General features: G+C 69.2%; 18 protein-coding genes and 1 tRNA gene. 10 read left to right on the top strand and 9 right to left on the bottom strand.

Annotated elements, in window-relative coordinates; all coding sequences use genetic code 11:
- Positions 1 to 110 precede the first annotated feature (110 nt).
- The 4 genes from OHA25_RS56950 to OHA25_RS56935 are packed head-to-tail and all read right to left on the bottom strand — an operon-like array spanning position 111 to position 3,417.
- A complete protein-coding gene (locus tag OHA25_RS56950) occupies positions 111 to 740 on the bottom strand; it encodes a response regulator transcription factor (protein ID WP_327585109.1) in 630 nt (209 codons plus the stop codon).
- 6 nt (positions 741 to 746) lie between these two features.
- Positions 747 to 1,988 (bottom strand): sensor histidine kinase, encoded by a 1,242-nt coding sequence (locus OHA25_RS56945; protein WP_327585108.1) that lies wholly within the window; start codon positions 1,986 to 1,988, stop codon positions 747 to 749.
- Positions 1,982 to 2,704, bottom strand: a complete 723-nt coding sequence (locus tag OHA25_RS56940; RefSeq protein WP_327585107.1) for an ABC transporter permease — start codon at positions 2,702 to 2,704, stop codon at positions 1,982 to 1,984. The genes OHA25_RS56945 and OHA25_RS56940 overlap by 7 nt, the downstream gene beginning before the upstream one ends.
- Positions 2,701 to 3,417, bottom strand: coding sequence for an ABC transporter ATP-binding protein (locus OHA25_RS56935; RefSeq protein WP_327585106.1), 717 nt, complete (start codon positions 3,415 to 3,417; stop codon positions 2,701 to 2,703). The genes OHA25_RS56940 and OHA25_RS56935 overlap by 4 nt, the downstream gene beginning before the upstream one ends.
- 192 nt (positions 3,418 to 3,609) lie before the next feature.
- Between OHA25_RS56935 and OHA25_RS56930 the strand changes: the two genes are divergently transcribed.
- From OHA25_RS56930 to OHA25_RS56900, 7 genes are all read left to right on the top strand, one after another.
- Complete coding sequence (locus tag OHA25_RS56930) at positions 3,610 to 4,455, top strand: ABC transporter ATP-binding protein (protein WP_327585105.1); 846 nt, start codon at positions 3,610 to 3,612, stop codon at positions 4,453 to 4,455.
- Complete coding sequence (locus OHA25_RS56925; protein WP_327585104.1) at positions 4,452 to 5,297, top strand: ABC transporter permease; 846 nt, start codon at positions 4,452 to 4,454, stop codon at positions 5,295 to 5,297. The genes OHA25_RS56930 and OHA25_RS56925 overlap by 4 nt, the downstream gene beginning before the upstream one ends.
- Positions 5,298 to 5,390: 93 nt before the next feature.
- Positions 5,391 to 5,663 (top strand): DUF5988 family protein, encoded by a 273-nt coding sequence (locus tag OHA25_RS56920; RefSeq protein ID WP_327585103.1) that lies wholly within the window; start codon positions 5,391 to 5,393, stop codon positions 5,661 to 5,663.
- Positions 5,664 to 6,223: 560 nt separating this feature from the next.
- The gene (locus OHA25_RS56915) at positions 6,224 to 8,974 is read left to right on the top strand and encodes an AAA family ATPase (protein ID WP_327585102.1); all 2,751 of its coding nucleotides are present in this window, start codon (positions 6,224 to 6,226) and stop codon (positions 8,972 to 8,974) included.
- A 387-nt stretch (positions 8,975 to 9,361) separates the two neighbouring features.
- Positions 9,362 to 10,282, top strand: coding sequence for a sensor histidine kinase (locus OHA25_RS56910; RefSeq protein ID WP_327585101.1), 921 nt, complete (start codon positions 9,362 to 9,364; stop codon positions 10,280 to 10,282).
- On the top strand, positions 10,269 to 10,967 hold the full coding sequence (locus tag OHA25_RS56905; RefSeq protein WP_327585100.1) for a response regulator transcription factor: 699 nt from the start codon (positions 10,269 to 10,271) through the stop codon (positions 10,965 to 10,967). Before OHA25_RS56910 ends, OHA25_RS56905 begins: the two co-directional genes overlap by 14 nt.
- Positions 10,968 to 11,027: 60 nt before the next feature.
- A complete protein-coding gene (locus tag OHA25_RS56900; protein WP_327585099.1) occupies positions 11,028 to 11,795 on the top strand; it encodes a 4'-phosphopantetheinyl transferase family protein in 768 nt (255 codons plus the stop codon).
- A 175-nt stretch (positions 11,796 to 11,970) separates the two neighbouring features.
- On the opposite strand, the gene OHA25_RS56895 is transcribed toward OHA25_RS56900, so the two are convergent.
- A tRNA-Arg gene (locus tag OHA25_RS56895) sits at positions 11,971 to 12,042 on the bottom strand.
- Between the two features lie 116 nt (positions 12,043 to 12,158).
- Between OHA25_RS56895 and OHA25_RS56890 the strand changes: the two genes are divergently transcribed.
- Positions 12,159 to 12,545: a response regulator transcription factor gene (locus OHA25_RS56890; RefSeq protein WP_327585098.1), complete on the top strand. Its 387-nt coding sequence runs from the start codon at positions 12,159 to 12,161 to the stop codon at positions 12,543 to 12,545.
- Between the two features lie 11 nt (positions 12,546 to 12,556).
- On the opposite strand, the gene OHA25_RS56885 is transcribed toward OHA25_RS56890, so the two are convergent.
- The gene (locus tag OHA25_RS56885; protein WP_327585097.1) at positions 12,557 to 15,820 is read right to left on the bottom strand and encodes an AfsR/SARP family transcriptional regulator; all 3,264 of its coding nucleotides are present in this window, start codon (positions 15,818 to 15,820) and stop codon (positions 12,557 to 12,559) included.
- A 141-nt stretch (positions 15,821 to 15,961) separates the two neighbouring features.
- Between OHA25_RS56885 and OHA25_RS56880 the strand changes: the two genes are divergently transcribed.
- Positions 15,962 to 16,606 carry a DUF998 domain-containing protein gene (locus OHA25_RS56880; RefSeq protein ID WP_327585096.1) on the top strand — a complete coding sequence of 215 codons (645 nt, stop codon included), beginning with the start codon at positions 15,962 to 15,964 and terminating at the stop codon, positions 16,604 to 16,606.
- Positions 16,607 to 16,706: 100 nt separating this feature from the next.
- Entirely contained in the window at positions 16,707 to 17,372 is a 666-nt protein-coding gene (locus OHA25_RS56875) for an AIM24 family protein (RefSeq protein ID WP_327585095.1), read from the top strand.
- A gap of 35 nt (positions 17,373 to 17,407) precedes the next feature.
- Here OHA25_RS56875 and OHA25_RS56870 read toward each other — a convergent pair whose 3' ends face one another.
- The 3 genes from OHA25_RS56870 to OHA25_RS56860 all read right to left on the bottom strand — a co-directional run bounded on the left by OHA25_RS56870 (position 17,408) and on the right by OHA25_RS56860 (position 19,789).
- Positions 17,408 to 18,463 (bottom strand): cellulose binding domain-containing protein, encoded by a 1,056-nt coding sequence (locus OHA25_RS56870; RefSeq protein ID WP_327585094.1) that lies wholly within the window; start codon positions 18,461 to 18,463, stop codon positions 17,408 to 17,410.
- Positions 18,464 to 18,586: 123 nt separating this feature from the next.
- Positions 18,587 to 19,423, bottom strand: a complete 837-nt coding sequence (locus OHA25_RS56865; protein ID WP_327585093.1) for a universal stress protein — start codon at positions 19,421 to 19,423, stop codon at positions 18,587 to 18,589.
- 12 nt (positions 19,424 to 19,435) lie between these two features.
- Positions 19,436 to 19,789: a hypothetical protein gene (locus tag OHA25_RS56860; protein ID WP_305924608.1), complete on the bottom strand. Its 354-nt coding sequence runs from the start codon at positions 19,787 to 19,789 to the stop codon at positions 19,436 to 19,438.
- Between the last annotated feature and the right edge of the window lie 32 nt (positions 19,790 to 19,821).

The following is a 19,821-nucleotide window of genomic DNA, read 5'->3' as shown; positions in this document are numbered from 1 at the left end:
CGGATCCGGCGGCGGTGCACGCCGCTCGGGGATGCGCGTGAGCAGGGATTTGGCGCCTGTTCAACGGTATGGTTCGGCCTCCGGCCAGGCCCACCCCTAGGTGCCCTTAGTCAGGACCCGGGCTTGATCAGGCCGGCCTCGTAGGCCGCGGCGACCGCGGCCGCGCGGTCCTTCACCCCGAGCTTGGCGAAGATGTGCAGCAGATGCGTCTTCACCGTCGCCTCGGTGATGAACAGCTTCGCGGCGACCTCACGGTTGGTCGCACCGCGGGCGATGAGCCCGAGCACCTCGAGCTCCCTGCGGCTCAGTGTCTGCTGCTCCGGTGTGCGCATCTTCTGCGTCAGCACCCCGGCCACGGTGGGCGACAGCACCGTCTCGCCGCGGGCCGCCGCCTGCACGGCGCGGCGCAGTTCGGCGCCCGGCGTGTCCTTGAGCAGGTAGCCGGTGGCCCCCTGCTCGATCGCCGGCAGGACGTCGGCGTCGTCGTAGAAGGTGGTCAGGACCAGCACACGGATGCCGGGCGCCTGCTCGCGCAGGCGGCGGATGACCTCGGCGCCGCTCATCTTCGGCATGCGCAGGTCCATGAGCACGACATCGGGGTTGGTCTGCCTGGCCACGACGAGCGCCTCAGGCCCGTCGGCCGCCTCACCGACGACCTCGAAGTCGTCGTCGGTGAAGATCCCGCGCAATCCATCGCGGACGACGGGGTGGTCGTCGACGATGATCATACGAATCGCCATGTCCTGCTACACGTTTCCGAAGCGGTCGGATGATCCCGCGTCCGACGCGGCGGGAATGGCGGGAACAGTAGCAGAGATCCCCGTCCCCTGACCGGGGGCCGATTCGATCTCGAAGTCACCTGCCAGCCGGGTGACCCGCTGGCGCATCGCGATGAGCCCGAACCCGTCCGTCGCGGAGTTCGCCGGCCCTCGGGTGAAGCCCGCGCCGTCGTCCCGCACGTCCAGCACCACCACGTCCTCCATGTACGACAGTGTGACGGCGACCCGGCCGGCGGCGGCGTGCTTGCCGACGTTGGCCAGCGCCTCCTGCGCCACCCGCAGCAAGGTGATCTCCACTTCCGCGTGCAGCGGCCGGGGGTCGCCCGTGACCGACACGGTGGTGTTCACGCCGGTGCTCTGCGACCACTTCGTGGCGACGTCCTGTATCGCGGAGCCGAGCTGCGCGTCGTCCAGCGGCGCGGGACGCAGCGCCTGGAACGACCGGCGGGCCTCGTTCAGGCTCTCCCTGGCCAGGGTCTGCGCCGTGGTCAGTCGCGTGCGGGCGGCGGGGGCGTCGTCGATCACGCTGTCGGCGACCTCCAGCTGGGTGATGATGGCGGTCAGGCTCTGCGCGATGGTGTCGTGGATCTCCCTGGCCATCCGGTGGCGCTCACCGAGCATGCCGGCCTCGCGGGCCCGGGTGAGCAGCTGGGCCTGCAGGTCCGCGTTCTCCTCGGCGAGCGCGGCCATCTTGGCGCCGGTCTCCTTCAGCTGCCTGATCATCACCTTGCGGTTCTCGTTCTGCTCGGAGATGGTCTGGATGACCAGCCCGATCGTCGAGGCCACGAGCATCGCCACGAGGAACGAGAAGAGCGTGTCTACCGGGCTTCGCCCCGGCTCCGGGGGAGCTGCGACCAGCACACCGGAGGTCGCCGCCACCCCTAAATACGCCCACCTTCCGGGCAGCACAGTGAAGGACTGTACGAACGCTCCCAAGCCGGTCACCATGAACAGCGTGTCGATTCTCATCAGAATCGCGATGACGGCGAGCATCACCATGAAGTAGGCGACCATCACGATGGGCCGTTCGATCCAGCTCGGCCGGCGGCCCACCATGAACCAGTGCCACGCGCCGGCGAACAGCGCCAGGCTCAGCACCCACGGCCGCCAGTCCCGCATCAGGGCGAAGACCGTCGGCAGGAGGATGAACAGGTACGGCAGAGCAGGCGAGGCTCGATCCCACCGTGAGACGTCGGTGACGCCTACCACCGGAATGCCCTGACGGCAACGCCGCCAGCGATGACGAAAATCGCTACCATGACGCCCAGCGTAATCGGGGATGTCGCATTGCCGGCCCAGGCGTCGCGGATCGCCGCCACCGCCGGGGCCACAGGAGTCAGGTCGCCGATGGCCCGCATCGACTCCGACGCCTGCTCGCGCGGGATGATGGCGCCCGAGATGAAGACCGCCGGGAAGAAGAGGCTGAGCCCGACCACCGTCGCGGTCCGGCCGCTGGGGGCGAAGGCGCCGATGAGGAGCCCGATCGAGCTGAGGCTCAGCGCGCTGAGCAGCCACGCCAGCACGACGACCGCCGGATTCGCCGGCAGGGCGAGCCCGTAGGCGGCCAGGCCGATGGCGATCAGCAGCAGTGTCCCGAGCGCGGCCAGCAGCATGTGGGCGGTCCACTGGGCGGTGAACATCATGCTGGGCGAGGCGGGAGTGACGCGCAGCCGCTTCAGCACCCGCCGCTCCCTGTACTGCGCCAGCGTGGTCGGGAGGATGACCAGCCCGGCCAGGCCGATGACAAAGATGCTCAGCATCGGCACCGTGGCGTCGATGGCCTCCACACCGCCCGGCAGCGGCCGGTTGCTGCGCATCTTGACCCACAGCAGGATCGCCGGGAAGGCCAGGGCGAAGAACGCCGACATCGGGTCACGCATGACCAGCTTGAGCTCGACCCCGACGACCTGCGAGATGCCTTTCATGCCATGTCCTTTCCGGTCAGCGCGAAGTACGCCTCGTCCAGCGAATCGGATTGTCCCTGCTTGATCAGCTCGCGTGGGGTGCCCTCGGCGACCACACGTCCCTGGCCGATGATCGCCATGCGGTCGCACAGCGCCTCGGCCTCGTCCATGAAGTGGGTGACCAGCACGACCGTGACGCCACGCTCGCGCATCTCGCGGATCAGACCCCAGGTTGAGCGGCGGGCGGAGGGGTCCAGGCCCGTGGTGAGCTCGTCGAGGAAGACGACCTCGGGGTTGCCGACCAGGGCCAGCGCGATGAACAACCGCTGCTTCCAGCCGCCGGACAGGCTCGCGAAGCTGGACCGCTTCTTGTCCGTCAGCCCCCATTCGTCCATGAGTGCCCGCCAGTCAGCGGGCTTGTCGTAGAGGGCGGCGTACATGCGCAGCGCCTCGCCGACCTTGATCGCGTCGGGGAGCGCCGCCTCCTGCAGCTGGGCGCCGATGCGCTGCAGCAGCTGGCGCCGGTCGGTCTGCGGGTCGAGGCCGAGCACCCGCAGGGTGCCGCCGTCCGGCCGCCGCAGTCCCGACGCGCACTCCACGACCGTGGTCTTGCCCGCTCCGTTGGGGCCGGCGATCCCGAAGATCTCGCCCCGCTCCACCGTCAGGGAGAGGCCGTCCAGTGTCGTGCGGCCCTGGTAGTTTTTCCGCAGGCCGTCGATCTCGATGACTGTCATGTTACGAGGATCACCGGCGGGCGGCTCGGCCGAAATCCTCCGAACGGTTGATAGGGGTCAACCTTTTGACACCGGGGAGTGACACGCGGTGTTGAGGCTGGGTCAGCGCGGGCTAGGGGTATCGATCGACGCTCGTAGGGGGGACCGAAAGGTGAATATCGCAGCCCCGCCCGATCCCCAACTCTAAGGGGCATGAGCGATACAGCTGTACGTGTACGTGAGCTGCGCAAGACTTACGGCGACGTATCCGCGGTCGACGGCATCGATTTGGATATCGCTCGGGGTGAGGTGTTCGCGCTCCTCGGACCCAACGGTGCCGGCAAGACGACCACTGTTGAGATTCTTGAAGGGCATCGTCACCGGGACGGTGGTGAGGTCAGCGTGCTCGGCGAGGATCCTGGCCGAGCCGGCCGCGCCTGGCGGTCCCGGCTCGGAATGGTGCTCCAGTCGGCCACCGACGCCGCCGAGTTCACGGTGCGGGAGACGGTGCACCACTTCGCGGGCTATTTCCCGCGGCCGCGGGACCCCGATTCGGTGATCGAGCTCGTCGGCCTCACGGACAAGGCGGACGCCCGCGTCCGCACGCTCTCCGGCGGGCAGCGGCGAAGGGTGGACGTGGCGCTCGGCGTCGTGGGCGATCCCGAGCTGCTCTTCCTGGACGAGCCCACCACCGGCTTCGATCCGGAGGCCCGCCGCCAGTTCTGGGGGCTGATCTCCCTGCTGTCCGATGAGGGCGCCACGATCCTGCTGACCACGCACTACCTTGACGAGGCCGAAGCGCTGGCGCACCGCGTGGGCGTGATCGCGGAGGGCCGGATCGTGGCCCTGGGCGAGCCCGCCACCCTGGCCGGTCGTGCCGAGGCCGACGCGACGGTCAGCTGGGCCACTCCGGACGGCGAGCGCAAGGTGAAGACCGCGACGCCCACGCAGGTCGTCGCCGAGCTCATCGCGCAGTTCGACGGGGAGATCCCCGAACTGACCGTCTCGCGGCCGACCCTCGAAGACATCTACCTCGGCCTCATCGGAGAGAAGACGTGACGACCACGATCCCGAGATCATCGAAAGACCTCGCCGCGGCGCCCGCCGTGCGCCTGCCGGGCGCCGGCCGGCTGGCGCTGAAGCGTGGCGCGCTCGAACTCAAGGGCTTCTTCCGCACGAAGGGCCAGTTCATCGTCATCTTCTCCCTCCCGGCCATCATGCTGATGCTGCTGGGCGCGATGTCGATGAGCAGGATGACGGCGCCCGGCGTCACGGGCGCCCAGATCCTCACGGCCGGCATGATCGGCGCCGGCATCATGAGCACGTCCTTCCAGAACCTGGGGATCAACATCGCGCTGGAGCGCGACGACGGGACGCTGAAGAGGCTCCACGGCATGCCCATGCCGCACGTGTCGTATTTCGGCGGCAAGATCATCCAGGTCCTGGTCTGCATGGTCGCTGAGGTCGCCATCTTGATCGTCGTCGGCGTGCTGCTGTTCGACGTGCAGTTGCCCAGCTCCCTCGACCGGTGGGTGACGTTCGCCTGGGTCCTCGCCCTCGGCGGCGTGGCCTGCGCGCTCCTGGGCATCGCGGCCAGCAGCCTGCCGAAGACCGGGCGCGGAGCCAACGCCATCATCACCCTTCCCTTCCTCATCCTGCAGTTCTGCTCCGGCGTCTACCTGCCCTTCTCCGACGTGCCCGCCCTGCTGCAGTATTTCGCGGCGCTGTTCCCGCTCAAGTGGATGACCCAGGGCATGAGATCGGTGTTCCTGCCCGAACAGGCGGCCGCCCTGGAACCGGCCGGCGCCTGGGAGCATCCGATGATCGCTTTGGTGCTCGCCGCGTGGTGCGTCGGCGGCCTGCTCCTCTGCCTGAAGACGTTCCGCTGGACGCCGCGGTAACGATCGAACGGGGCCGGTCGGCAGGGGGCATCGGGGGCGGATGCCAGGACACGGCCACCTTTAGGTTCGTCAAGTCAATTCGTGGAGGGCTCCATGACCCAACTCCCTGACTCGGTACGAGAGGTTCTTGCCAATTGCGCGATCGATGACGAGCCGTATGGGCTCAACATCGTCCTGGTCGGCGGTCCCGGCGACTTCCCCGACGCGGCCCGGTTCCGCAACACGAACCCTGCCGACGAGAAAGTCAAAATCCCGCACAGAAGTGGTTACGAGCACTTCGAGCGCACCACCGAGCACTACCACCTCGACGACGAGTGCCAGGGTCTGGTCTTCCGCTGGACAACCAGGACGAGGATCGCCGAGTAAGCACTCCTTGCGCCGCTGTCCCAGGTCACGCCCGCTTGCCGGGGCGTACGTCCGGGGCGGCGGCGCGGCCGTGCGACGAGCCCGGCCGTACGAACGGGCGCGGATCCCGGCCCGCCCCTGACATGATCGCCGGCCCCGCCCCGCGGGCCGGCGATTCGACTGTGGAGTGGGTCCGAGCCGCGGATTCCGACGGTCTTTCCTCTCGTGCGGCGCGGCCTCGTCGGTGACCCGCCGGCATGTCGGCGCGGACCGTCAGAAAACGCTCACCATCCGGCACCTTGTCCGGTGGCCCCGTTCGTACGGCCGGACGGATCAAAAGTTGTAGACGGGTTGCTCCATTTGGGTCCCTCCCGCGTTATTAAAGGATCACATCCTATGTTTTGACATGAGTGCCGTCGTACGGTGCTGAGTGTTGTTAAGCAGCAGCTGCGACCCGTCAACAGTTGAGAGTTAACTCAAATGCTTCCGGGAGAGGTTGTGAGGCATGGGGGAATACCAATGGAAATGCATATTCCCGCCCGTCTCAAAATACCGTTCTCGCTATTGTGAGGGGATTCGGCATGAGACTCATCGAAAGAGACGCGGCGCTGGCATCCCTGCAGGGCCTGCTCGCGGAGGTCGTCGACGGCAGGAGCAGGGTCGCGATGGTGACCGGAGTCGTCGCCACGGGCAAGAGCGAGCTGCTCCACGCCTTCGCCGAGCAGGCTCATGACCTGGGGGCACTCCCACTCGTGGCGACGGCGTCGCGCGCGGAGAGCGACCTCGCCCTGGGCGTGCTGGGACAGCTCTTCTACAACGCGCCGCTGACGCCGGACGCGCACGAGCGCGTGATGGACCTGCTGCGCACGGGAGCGGCCGCCCAGTCGGGCCTGGACGCCTTCGAACAGGTCGACGCCGAGATTGTGCACGCGCTCTGCGCGGTGCTGCTGTCTCTCTCCGAGAGTCGCCCGCTGATGATCGTCGTCGACGACGTCCACTACGCCGACCGCGCCTCGTTGCTGTGCCTGTCCTACCTCGTGCGCAGGGCGCGATTCTCACCGATCATGGCGGTGTTCAGCCAGTCCGACCACATGCACCACGCGCACAGGTTCTTCCCCACGGAGATGCTGAGGCAGCCGCACTGCACCGCCGTACGACTGGCGCCGCTCTCGCGCGCCGCGGTGACGAGCATGGCGAGCGTGCGCCTGGGCCACGAGACGGCCGAGCGGCTGGCGCCGGAGTGGCACGCGCTCAGCGGCGGCAACCCGATCCTGGTGGGCGGGCTGCTGGATGATGCCGAGTCGGGCGGCGCCTGGCCCGCCGAGCGGTACGGCGAAGCCGTGCTGTCCTGTCTCCACCGAGCCGATCCCGTACTGCTCGAGGTGGCCAGTTGGCTGGCGGCGCTCGATGATCCCGCGCTCGTCGGGCGGCTGGCCGACTCCGACAGCACGCCGGTGCCCCTGTCGATCCACTGGCTGGAGACCGCGGGCCTGCTGGAGTCGGGCAGCTTCCGCCACGAGGCGGGCCGGTCAGCGGTGCTCGCCGAGCTGGGGGCCGACAAGCGGCAGCAGCTGCACAGGCGGGCCGCCGAGCTGCTGTACGCCGAGGGAGCGGCCGACGTCACGGTGGCCGAGCAGCTCATCGAGGCGGACTTCAGTGACGCCGCGTGGGCGGTGCCCGTACTGGAGTCCGCGGCGCACGCCCGGCTTGCCGACGGCGAGGTCGAAGCCGCCGTCGGCTATCTCGAGCTCGCCCTGCGCGGCTGCGTGGACGAGCGCAGGCGCGCCGTGATCGTGACGCTGCTGATGCGCGCCGACTGGCGTATCAACCCGAACGCGCGCACCGGCCACTTCGCCGAGCTGACCGAGGCCCTGCACAACGGCGCCCTGCGGGGCGGCGACGCGGTCGTGCTCGCCAGGGCGCTGCTCTGGCACGGCAGGATGGGCGAGGCGGGGGACGTGCTGGAGCACCTGGAGAAGCTCGGTGACACCGAGCCCCAGACGGTGGCCGAACTCGCGGGGACACGGCTGTGGTTACGCTGCTCGGCGCCGCCGCTCCTAGCACACCTGGCCGCTCCGGTGCGTGAGCAGGCCAGCGAGGCGGTGCTGCCGATCCAGGTGAGCCGCCGCCTGGAGTCGGTCAAGGCGCTGGCCTCGGTGCTCGTCGACGGCCCCCGCGAGGAGACCGCGAGCACGGCGGAGCGGATCCTGCACAGCTCCCGCCTGGACGACCTGTCCATGGACACCGTGGAGAGCGCGCTGCTCGCGCTCGTCTACGGCGGCCGGCCCGACATGGCCACGCCGTGGTGCGACACCTTCCTCGACGAGCTGCGTACGGGCGGCGCGCCGGCCAGGCTGGCCCGGCTCACCGCCATCAGGGCGGAGATCTCCCTGCGCCAGGGGGACCTCGAGGACGCCGCCGCGCAGGCTCGCCGGGCCCTGCAGATCATCCCGCCGGGCAGCTGGGGCGTGGCCGTGGGCGGCCCGCTGGCGAGTCTGCTGCTGGCCGCCACCGCGATGGGGCGGTACGACGAGGGGCTCGCCGAGGTCAACCGGCCGGTGCCGGAGGGAATGCTGCAGACCAGGTTCGGCCTGCACTACCTGCACGCCCGCGGCCGCTACCAGCTGGCCGTCGACAACACCGCGGCGGCGCTGCGCGACTTCCGGCTCTGCGGTCAGCTCATGGTGACGTGGAAGATGGACACTCCGGGGTTCATCGCCTGGCGGACCGATCTCGCCGAAGCTCACCTCCGCATGGGCGAGCGCGAGGAGGCCCGTCGCCTGATCGAGGATCAGCTGACCCGTTCCGGCCCCGGCACCGCACGTGCCGACGGCGTCGCGATGCGGCTGCTGGCCGCCGCCGGCGAGGTGCGGCACCGCCCCATGCTGCTCCGCCAGGCATCGGAGCGCCTGCAGTCCTGTGGCGACCGCTACGAGCTGGCCAAGGCGCTGTTCGACCTCACGGAGGCCTATCACAGCGTGGGCGAGTTTCGCAGGGCCGGCATCATCGCCGGTCGTGCGCGTGCCCTGGCGCTGGAGTGCGGCGCGCGGCCGCTGAGCCGGGCGCTGTCCGACGAGGGCGTCGCGGGCGACGGGTACACCACCGAGGCGAGCAAGGTGGTGGCCATCCTCAGCGATGCCGAGCGCCGGGTCGCCGGCCTGGCCACGGTGGGCTATTCCAACCGCGAGATCGCCGCCAAGCTGTTCATCACGGTGAGCACGGTCGAACAACATCTGACCCGCGTCTATCGCAAGCTGAACATCAGCCAGCGGTCCGACCTCCCGCCCGACCTCAAGAGCCAGTCAGGTCACGCTCTGGTCCCCGTCCAGTAGGATCACCGCCGTCCGGGGTGCGGTAAGTGCGCCTACCCTTCCCGGCGAACCGCATTGCTCGGGGGCATGACAACTGGCCGGTAATAATTGAGGCGTGCTCGGTTTGATCGATTGACGCCATTCCTTGACCATCTTCTGTTGCCTCCTGGTCAGTAATGAACCAAAATATGGGCATCTGGGGGAACTGCGAAAGGCGGCACAGTGGGGGTAGGCGAGGTAGACGAGGTAACAAACAGCCCGAATGCGTCTTTCGCCCTTATTGAAGACTGTCGGGAGGTAATCCTGGCCGATTACGAGCGGGCCCTCGAAGTCGCCGGGAGCCTGCTGATCCAGGATCGGCGCGCGAAAGCCCAGGTGATGGCCAACGCCAACCAGATACTGTCCGACATGGGCACGGCATTGCTGGCCGGCCTCCCGCTGTCCGACGACCCACCCCAGCTCCTCGCCTGGGACATTGCCCTGCCCGGGGCGACGCCCGGTGTCTATCCCCGCGAGTCCCTCCTGGCCGCCTCCGTGTTCTTCCGCACGGCGTTCACCACGCTGAGCCAGCGGCTCCAGGACGATTCCGCGACCGCCCTCCTGCTCAGGCGCCTGGTGACGACCCTGGAACAGAGCGTCTCGACACGCAGTAGGGAGGCCGCGACCAGCTACGCCGGCTTCCTGCTCAGCAAGGTGCACGAGGCGCATCTCGCCGAGCGCAGACGCATCGCCAGAGAGCTCCACGACCGCATCGGCCAGTGCCTCAGCGTGGCCCACAGGCAGGCGGAGCTCGCGGTCATGCACCGGGCCGACGATCCCGCCAAGGCCATGGTCAAGATCGAGCGGACGCGGGAGGCCGTCCAGGAGGCCATGTGGCGATTACGGCAGCTGACCTCCGATCTCCACCCCCTCGAGCCGATACAGAGTCTGGAGAAGGCGCTGCTCGCCCATCTCGATGTGATCGGCGCCGAGGACGTGGTGGTCGAGCTGGCGGTCAACGGCGACGAGAACTGGGTGGCACCGGCGATCAGCGAGGAGTGCCTGCTCATCCTGACCGAGGCGACGCGCAACGCGCTCAGTCACGCGAGGGCATCGACCATCGTCATCAGGGTGGACATCGCCCCCCATGAGCTCCTGGCCGCCGTGATCGACGACGGCTGCGGCTTCGACTCGGACCGGCCTCCCGCTCGGCACAGCCTCGGGCTCATCTCCATCCAGGAGCGTGTCGCACTGCTCGGCGGCACGGTCACCATCACCAGCGAGGTGGAGCGGGGCACTCGGATCGACCTCGCCGTGCCGCTGCGAGGGTCGCTCGATGAGTCGTATTGACCGCCCGACCAAGATCGCCATCGTGGACGACCACGCGCTGTTCCGGGAGGGCCTGCGGGAGATCCTGGAAGGGCAGGACGACCTGGTGGTCGTGGGCGAGGCCGGCACCTCCAGCGGCGCGCTCCAGCTGGTCGCGGAGATGCGGCCGGACATCCTGCTGCTCGACGTGGAGATCCCCGGCGACGCGGCTGCGCACACCGTGTCCAGGGCGCGCGCGATGTCGCCCGCCACGCAGGTCATCATCCTGAGCATGTACGACGGGCCGCACCTACTGCGCCCGCTCCTGGCCGCCGGCATCCGCGGCTACCTGCTCAAGACCGTGCACCGGCACGAGCTGGTGTCGGCGATCAGAAGCGTCCACCACGAACCCGACCGTATCGTCCTGGCCGTCTCTCAGGAGAGCCTGACGCAGATGGAGAGCACCCCCGCGGAGGTCCTGACGAGCAAGGAGCGAGAGGTGCTGGAGCTGGTCGCTCAGGCGTACAGCAACCGGCAGATCGCGACCCGGCTCAACACCACAGAGGCCACGGTCAAACGCCACCTGCGCAACATCTTCGTGAAGCTCGGCGCCGCCTCGCGCATCGACGCCGTCAACCGGGCGATCGACTCCTCGCTGATCACGGTGTCCGGCCCTGCCGTTCGCAATCCCACCACTACCCCGCCCTACCCCTCATTAGGGCTCTGACAGCCCCAGAATCGGCCCGCGCCGATTCCCCGTGATCAGGTGCCTGCCTAGCGTTGAGGTGTGAACGCTGAAGCCTTGATCGGGAACATCCTTCCTCCGTGGGTGGCGGCCGTCGACACGTTCAAAGACCACGACGCGGCACTGTTCGCCGCGGAGAAGGAGGTGATCAGCAAGTCCGTCGAGAAGAGACGCGCGGAGTTCGCCACGGCGCGGATGTGCGCCAGGAAGGCCATGAGCGCGCTCGGCCTGCCGCCGCAGCCGCTGCTCCCCGGCGTACGCGGCGAGCCCCAGTGGCCCAAGGGCCTGGTCGGCAGCATCACGCACTGTGCGGGATACCGCGCCGCGGTCATCGGGGCCCGATCGGAGGCCATCACGATCGGCATAGACGCCGAACCCGATGAGACCGTGCCCAACGGAGTGCTGGACGCCATCTCCCAGCCCGAGGAGCGCGAGGCCATCAGGACGCTCTCCCGCGAGCATCCCGGCACGTCATGGGACCGCCTGCTGTTCAGTGCCAAGGAGTCGGTCTACAAGGCCTGGTTCCCGCTGACCAAGCGGTGGCTGGACTTCGAGAACGCCCTGGTGACCATCGATCCGCTGCGGGGAACGTTCACCGCCCGCCTGCTCGTGAACGGGCCGCACGTGCTGGGCCGGCAACTGACGGGGTTCTCCGGTCGCTGGATGGCCGAGGAAGGGCTGATCCTCACCGCCATCGTCATATCCGCGCGCGCCGACAAAGGACGTCACCGATCTGCGGGCTTCGTGGTCGCACCTACCGGCTCAGGAAAGAGCTCCGCGATCTCGGAAGGCGGCAGGACAACGTCCTGACTCAGATCGAAGAGTACGAACCGACCGCGACCCGCTACCGCGCGGACACGCACGAAGTCCTGATCCGCATCACAGTGAAGGCGGAGCAGATGCCACTGATCAAGACCCTGACCAAAGAGATCGCCGACCCTCCCGGAGGAGGATCGGCGTCCGAAAATGTTTCCCTTGTTCTGCGTGCCCCGTGCAGGATTCGAACCTGCGCACCCGGCTCCGGAGGCCGGTGCTCTATCCCCTGAGCTAACGGGGCTCAACGAGTGATAAGGCTACCAGCATCTAGCTACCACTCTGCACCGGATAACGCTCGTCGAACACATCACGTGAAAACCGCACGTGACGGGTCCGCTACCGGTTAACTTTGCGCCCGTGAGCGAGGTTCTTGGCAAAGTGCTGGTCGTGGACGATGACGAGGTCATCCGTCAGCTCATCGCAGTCAACCTGAATCTGGAGGGGTTCGAGGTGGCCACCGCCACGGATGGGCAGGATTGCCTTGATCGCGTGCGGGACGTCATGCCCGACGTCATCACGCTGGATGTGATGATGCCGTACCTGGATGGGTGGGCTACGGCGGAGAAGTTGCGTACGGACGAGGACACCAGTCACATCAAGGTCGTGTTGATCACGGCGCGGGCGCAGGATGACGACAAACGCCGGGGGCGGGGTATCGGGGTTGACGCCTACCTCACGAAACCCTTTGATCCGGCGGAGTTGATTGAAGTTGTGCGGGATCTCGCGGCGAACGTTCAAGGGTGAAGGGGGCTACCTCAGCCGGCCGGGTCGGCTGTGGTCACGGCGGTCTTTACGTCCAGCTCCCAGCCTTTCGCGTACGCTGCGGCGAACTCTTCCCTGCCCAGCGCGGCCTGACCACGGCGGGTGAGCTCGCGGACCTGCGGATCGGTGTGGTCGTGCGCGCCCCGCAGCCGGGCGGCGGTTCCGAGCAGCACGGCCGACTCGTGCTGCCAGCCGCGCGTTTCGGCGAGCGCGGCCGCGTTCACCGTCACCAGCGACAGGATCGGCAGTTCCCGGGTTGCCAGTGCGGCCGCGTACGCTTCCCGCAGCGCCTTGTCGGCGCCGGGCAGGTCGCCCAGAGCCAGGCAGAGGGCGGCCCGTGCGCTGCCGACCAGCGTCCGGGCGTGGTCGGCGGGGAACGTGGTGTCGCCGGGCAGACCTCGTTCGGCGTCGTCGAGTAGGTCGGCCGCCCTGCCCAGGTCGCCGAGCCGCACCCGGATGTCGGCCTCCCGCGCGTCGACCAGGACCAGCAGCTCCGCCGAGGACGCGTGCAGCGCACGCTCCCGGGCGGAGTCGATCATCGCCATCGCCCAGTCGGTGTCGCCGCGCCGCATGTGCACGTCGATCCAGCGCAGGTCGCTGTAGAGCTGGTCGCCGAGGCTGAGCGAGCCGAACTCACCGGCCAGCGCGCGGGCCTCGAGCAGGTCGGCCAGCGCGCCGTCGAGGTCGTCGTATCGCCGCAGCCGGGCGCGCCTCGGAAGCGTGGCGGCCTCGCCCCAACGGTCGCCGACCTGCCGGAAGCAGGCCAGGGCCGCCTCCACGTGGACACGCATCCGGTCGAGCGCGCCCGCGTTCTCGGCGATCTCGGCCAGGAACATGTGGGCCAGCCCGGACAGCCACACGTCGTCGTCGTCGGCCAGGCGCAGGAAGATCGCGAACGCGGCCTCCTCCTCCTCCAGCAGGAAGAGCAGGACCGGGCCGAACACGCGGTAGTGGCTCGGCAGCTCCGGATGCGCGAGCAGCCGGTCGGCCAGCTCGCGCATCTCCGCCCGGTCGTCCGCGGCTTCCCCAGCGGTGATCCCCGACAGGATGTCCGCCCGGTTGAGCAAGTAGACGGCTCGGGCGCAGTCGCGCTCGGGCGTCGGCCCGCCGCCGGGCAGCGCCAGGGCCTCGCCCAGCCAGTAGGCGGCGTCGGAGTGGCGGCCGGACATCTGCCAGTACCAGGTCAGGGTCAGGGCGAGGGCGGTCGCGCCGGGGGAGTCGTGGGTGGCGCACAGGTGGCGCAGGGCGGCGAGGGTGTTGTCGTACTCGGCGCTGATGACCTTCATGGCCGTCAGCTGGCCGGGCCCGCGCAGTTGAGGGTCGTGGCGGGCCATCAGCTCGGTGAAGTGGGCGGCGGCCAGGTCGCGGGCCGTGCGGAGGTCGCCGGTGTCGGTCAGGCGGTCGGCGCCGTACTCGCGGATGGTTTCGAGCATGCGGTAGCGGCCGGTGCTGGGCGCGAGCTGCAGCAGTGACCGGTCGACGAGGGTGGCGAGCAGTTCGGGGATTGCGGCGGTGGGCACGGTGGTGCCGGCGCAGGCGGCGGTGGCTGAGGCGGGTGTGACGCCGCCGGGCAGGATGGAGATCCGTTCCGCGACGATGCGTTCGTGATCGCTCAGCAGCTCCCAGCTCCAGGCGATGACCGCGCGCAGGGTGCGGTGCCGGGGTAGCGCGGTGCGGCTGCCGGTGGACAGCAGCCGGAACCGGTCGGAGAGCCCGCCGGCCAGGTCGGGCAGTGACAGCGTCCGCAGCCGGGCGGCGGCCAGCTCGAGGGCCAGCGGCAGGCCGTCCAGGCCGTGCACCACGCGCACTATGTCGGGCAGTGTGGTCTCGTCGACGTCGAAACCGGGTCGTACGGCGGTGGCCCGATCGGTGAACAGGCGCACCGAGGCCGCCCTTCGGGCCTGTTCGACGCTGTCGTCCGGGTCAGGCAGCGCGAGCGGGGCCAGCGGCACGAGCGCCTCGCCGTCGACCGCGAGGGGTTCGCGGCTGGTGGCGAGCACGCGCAGCCCGGGGCTACGGGGCAGCAGCGCCGCGACCAGGTGGGCCACGGCGTCGATCAGGTGCTCGCAGTTGTCGACCAGCAGCAGGCTCTCCCTGCCGCCGAGCTCGCCGACGAGGACGTCCAGCTCGTCACCCTCGACTCGCTTGCGGGCGTCGAGCATCGCGCCGCCGCGCAGCCCGATCCCGGCGAGCACGGCCGTGGCGATCTTCGCTGGTTCGGTGACGGGGGCGAGGTCGATGAGCCAGGCGCCGTCGCGGTATTCGTGGCGGTGGCGGCGAGCGGCCTCCAGCGCGAGCCGAGTCTTCCCGGAGCCGCCGGGGCCGAGGACGGTGACCAGGCGCCTGGTGGTGAGCAGGGTGCCGATGCGGCTGAGGTCATCGTCGCGGCCGATGAAGCTGGTCAGCGGCGCGGGCAGGTTGGTCGGCCGTTTCTGGCCGGGGTCGGTGGCCGCCTGCCACCCGGCATTCCGCCCGGTTACAGCCGCGGCGCTCTGGCCGGGGCGCAGCAGGCGCTGGTGGCGTTCCCGCAGGGCGGTGCCCGGGTCGGCGCCGAGGACATCGGCCAGGGTCTGCCGGACCCGCTCGTAGACGGCCAGCGCCTCGGCCTGACGCCCCTGAGCGGCGAGCGCGTCCATCAGCAGCGCGGCCGCCCGCTCGTGGACCGGCTGCTCGGCCAGCAACCCGGTCAGCCGGGCAGCGGCCACCTCGGCCCGTCCCAGCGACAACTCGGCGTCGGCGAGGTCGGAGACCGCCTCGATCGACACATGTACCAGCCGTGTCGCGACCGTGGGCGCGACCGCGGCGATGACTGCCGGTTCGGCGCCAGGATCATCGCCCCACAACGCCACGGCCTCGGCGAGCGCGGCGACCGCGGCCTCCGGGTCACCTGCCCGTAGCCTCTCCCGACCGGCAGCGGTGAGCCGCTCAAAGCGCGATGCGTCCACGTCGGCCGCGTCCACCGCCAGCCGGTAGCCCCCCGCGACCTGCACGACAACGCCACCGGCCGCGCCGGTCGGGGTGAGGGCGCGGCGCAGCCGGGATACGAGGGTCTGCAGGGCGTGGGCAGGGCCGGACGGCGGCTCCTCGGCCCAGATCGCGTCGACCAGCACGCCCGGCTCGACCGCGCGGCCACCGGCGAGCGCCAGCCGTACGAGCAGGCCCTGCAACCGCGCACCCGCAACGGGCAGGACGGCGTCACCGCGGGACACCTGAAACGCGCCGAGCAGCCTGACGCGAAGCCGTGCATCCCCGTCCATTCCCCGATTTTCGCGCGCTCACCCGCAAGGCCCCAAATCGGGGCGTCCGTGTCAGCGCCGCGTGTGCCCCGCGTGTGCCCCGTGTGTGCCCCGTGTGAGCGACCCGCCTCAGTCTTCACATGCCAACCACAGGAGGAAACCTTGAACGACATCAAGCAGCGCCGCGGGGCGGGGACGGCGCTCATCGCCAGCGGAGGCATCTTCTTCACCGCCGAGGTCATCGCCGCCGCAGCATGGACGGATCCGCCCTACAGCTACACGCACCACTTCATCAGCAACCTCGGGGTTCACGGCCCCCTAACGGCGTTTGGGCAGTTCATCTACTCCCCGCTCGCGACGGTGATGAATACCGGCTTCTTCTTGTTCGGGCTCGCCGCGCTGAGCGGCGTCGTCATGCTGAGGGGACTGCCGGGCAGGCGGCGCTGGGCGATGGCCGCGACGGCGGTGCTGCTGGCGGTCGGCGGCATGCTGGTGGGAGTGTTTCCGGGGTCTGACGACAACGGCACGACCGACTACCACGGGCTGGGCGCTCTCATGGTGTTCATCCCCGGCAACGTGCTTTCCATCCTGATCGGCAGGGCGCATCAGCTCCTAGGAATCTCCCCCAGACTGGGCCGGGCCCTGGTGGTGTTCGGGATACTCGGCTTGGTCTCGCTGATGGCCTTCGGAACCATCCTCGTCTCGGATGCCGGCGTCCTCATCGGCCTCTTCGAACGCGGAATCATCTATCCGTACCTGATCGGCTTCATCATCGCGGGAGCAGCACTACGGAGGCGCCGTGCGTAGGAAGCCAGCGTGGCTCTGCGCTTGGTCGACGAGGCGCGTGCGCGGGTGGTAGGGCTCTTCCGTACGCTGGCGGCAACATTCCCGTTCGAAGGGTTGAATCGTGCGTAGCTCGATTTTCGGCAATCTCGACGGCCAGCCGCTGCCCGGTGGGTTCGCGCTGGAGAACAAGAAGATGTTGCGGGTCCAGTTGCCTCATGAGGTGCTCGCCAAACAAGGCTCGATGGTCGCCTTTCAGGGGCAGATGGACTTCGATTACGAGGGCGCAGGAGGGCTCGGCAAGCTGTTCAAGAAGGCCGTCACCGGTGAGGGCGCCTCGCTCATGCGGGTCCGTGGTGAGGGCCTGCTCTACCTGGCCGACAATGCCGACGACATTCACCTGTTCTACCTGGAGAACGAAGGGCTGACCGTCAACGGGCGGAATCTGCTGGCGTTTCAGCCGCAGCTCACTTGGGACATTCAGCGGGTGCAAGGGGCTGGGGTGGCTGCGGGTGGGCTGTTCAACACGACGGTCACGGGGACGGGGTGGGTGGCGGTGACCACGCACGGCACGCCGGTGCTCCTCGATGTCGCCCGCATGCCGACGTTCGCGGACGGGCAGTCGGCGGTCTGCTGGAGCACGGGGCTTCAGGTCGGGGTCAACCGGACGATGAAGGTGGGGGCGTTGATCGGGCGGGGGAGCGGGGAGGCCATGCAGCTGGCGTTCAGGGGGCAGGGCTTCGTGCTGGTGCAGGCCAGTGAAGGTGCCCCCATAGTGACAGGCCAGTGAAGGCGCCCCCATCGTGACGACGTCATGACGAGCTGCTAGGCGCAGGTCGGCGCGGGGGCGGTGTTGGCGCCGTTCCAGGAGGCGAGGAAGCCGAATGTGGCCGTGGCGCCGGGTGCCAGCGAGCCGTTCCAGCTCACGTTACGCACCGTCACGTCCGCGCCGCTCGCGCTCAGCGTGCCGTTCCAGATCTGGCTGATCTGCTGCCCGTTGGCGAACGCCCACCGGACCGTCCATCCGTTCATCGGCGCGGTGCCGGTGTTCTTGACGGTGACCTCGCCCTGGAAGCCGCCCTGCCACTGGCCGACGTTCTTGTACGCGGCCGTGCATCCGCCAGTGCCGGTGGGGGTGACGGTGGGGGTTACGGTCGGGGTTACGGTGGGCGACGGGGTTACGCCGGACAGGGCGTTCACCAGGGCCGGGTACCACTTGTCGGAGATCTTCTGGTCGCCCGCCGCGTTCGGGTGCACTCCGTCGTACGTGTCCGTGCTGGTGCTGAACCCCGTCCACTGGTCCACCACCGTGATCGGCGACTGCTGGGTGGAGGTGGTGGCGGCCCAGCCGGGGATGGCGTCGTTCAGGTTCACGGCGCGCTGGGCGCATTCGGCGCACGTGGACGGGTTCATCGGGATGATCTTGGCGACGAGGATCTTCATGGCGGGGTTGCTCGCCCGCATCTGGTTCACCAGCGTGGTGTACGCGCTGAGGATCGTCGCGGGCGGGATGTTGCTCCACACGTCGTTGGTGCCGAAATGCATCATGACGATGTCGGGCCGGGTCGCGGCGAGCCAGCCGGGCAGTTGGTTCTGGTTGGCGACGTTCGTGGCCAGGTAGCCGCCGTGTCCCTCGTTGTCGCCGTCGTACGGGACCGAGCAGCCCTGCGCCGGGAGGGTGCCGACGAAGTCGACGTCCGTGTAGCCGGTGCTCTGGAGCTTGTTCCAGAGCAGGGCCCGCCAGCAGCCGGGGGAGCCGGTGATCGAGTCGCCCAGGGGCATGACCCTGATGGCGGCGGCGCTGGCCGGGGTGGTCGTCAAGAACAGCACTGCGCCGGCCGTCGCGAGCAACGCCGCCAGTAACGCCCAGGTCTTCCGCATCGTCCGCGCTCCCGTCGTCGCCTGGCGTTGATCGTAAGAGCGCGGCTCGGAGACGGGAAGGCGGCTGCCTGGGCAGAGGGACGCGACCTGCGGCGATGCGCGATCCGGGATGTAACTTTCAAGTCAGGGGCGGACGATGGCGAGCGGGCACGACGCGTGGTGGAGCAGGGCGTGGCTGATCGAACCCATGATCATCCCAGTCAGCTGACCGTGCCCGCGCGTCCCCACTACCAGCAGGTCGGCCCGCGCAGCCGCTTCCTTGAGCACCTCGATGGGGTGCCCGTGGACGACCTCGGCCACCACCTCCACCCCTGGATGCCGCGACCGGCCGTCGGCGGTCAGCTTCTGCAGCGCCCGGAGGGCGTTCTGCTCGCCGTTGGGGTCGGCCGGTTCGAAGCCGCTCGGGTGCGGCCAGGCCCACGCCTGTACGGCACGCACCCGCGCACCGTGCAACTCGGCCTCGGTGAGGGCGAAGTCGAGTGCGCACAGCCCGCCGGGCGAGCCGTCCACCCCGGCCACGATTTCCCTGCGCGGCGGCCGGGGCAGCTCACGGATGAGGACCACGTTCGTACGGGCGTGCGCGGCCACTCCGTGCGCGACGGACCCGACCAGCAGCCCGCGGATGCCGCCGATGCCGCGGCTGCCCACGACCAGCAGCTCGGCGCCTTCGGAGGCGTGGATCAACGCAGTGCGGGGATCGCCGGGCAGCAGCTCGGTGGTCACCTCCACCTCCGGGTGCTCGCGACGGACCCGGTCCTCGGCCGCCGCGAGCACTGTGGTGGCGCCCTCGCGCATCCATCGCCTGACCTCGGCGTAGTGGCTGCTGGGCGTGTCCTCGTACACCCACTTGGCCACGGCGTGGGCCACGACGAGCCGCGTGCGTCGAAGGGCGGCCTCGGCAGTAGCCCACGCGGCGGCTTCCAGCCCGGTGCGTGAGCCGTCCACCCCAACGATGATCACGACGACCGCCTTTCAGGTAAACGCGAAGCACTCCACCTCTGCCCGGCGGAACGGCAGCCCTTTGTCCGTGGAGTCCTTGGTGCACTGGCGCTCGGCTCTGCTGAGCTTCAGCGTGCCGCAGACGGACACGCCGGAGTACGTGCGGCAGTCGAGCGTGGGGTCGGCCTCTCCGATCCGGTACATGGCCTTGACGTCCGTGCGGCACTGGGTCCGCGCCCGCGCCGTGTTGGCGTAGCGGCATTGGGCCATCAAGGTGTCGAACTGCTCCTGGCTGACTTCGTGCTTGTCCATGCCGTCCCCAGCGGCGGTGGTCCCTCCCAACGCGGCCACCACCACGAGTCCTGCGACAGCGGCTATCTTCATCATGGTTTCCCCTGATGGGGACGTACCGCCCAGGG

The sequence above is a fragment of the Nonomuraea sp. NBC_00507 genome, from assembly GCF_036013525.1.
Lineage (GTDB): Bacteria > Actinomycetota > Actinomycetes > Streptosporangiales > Streptosporangiaceae > Nonomuraea.
This window is presented reverse-complemented; position numbering and strand designations above follow the sequence as displayed.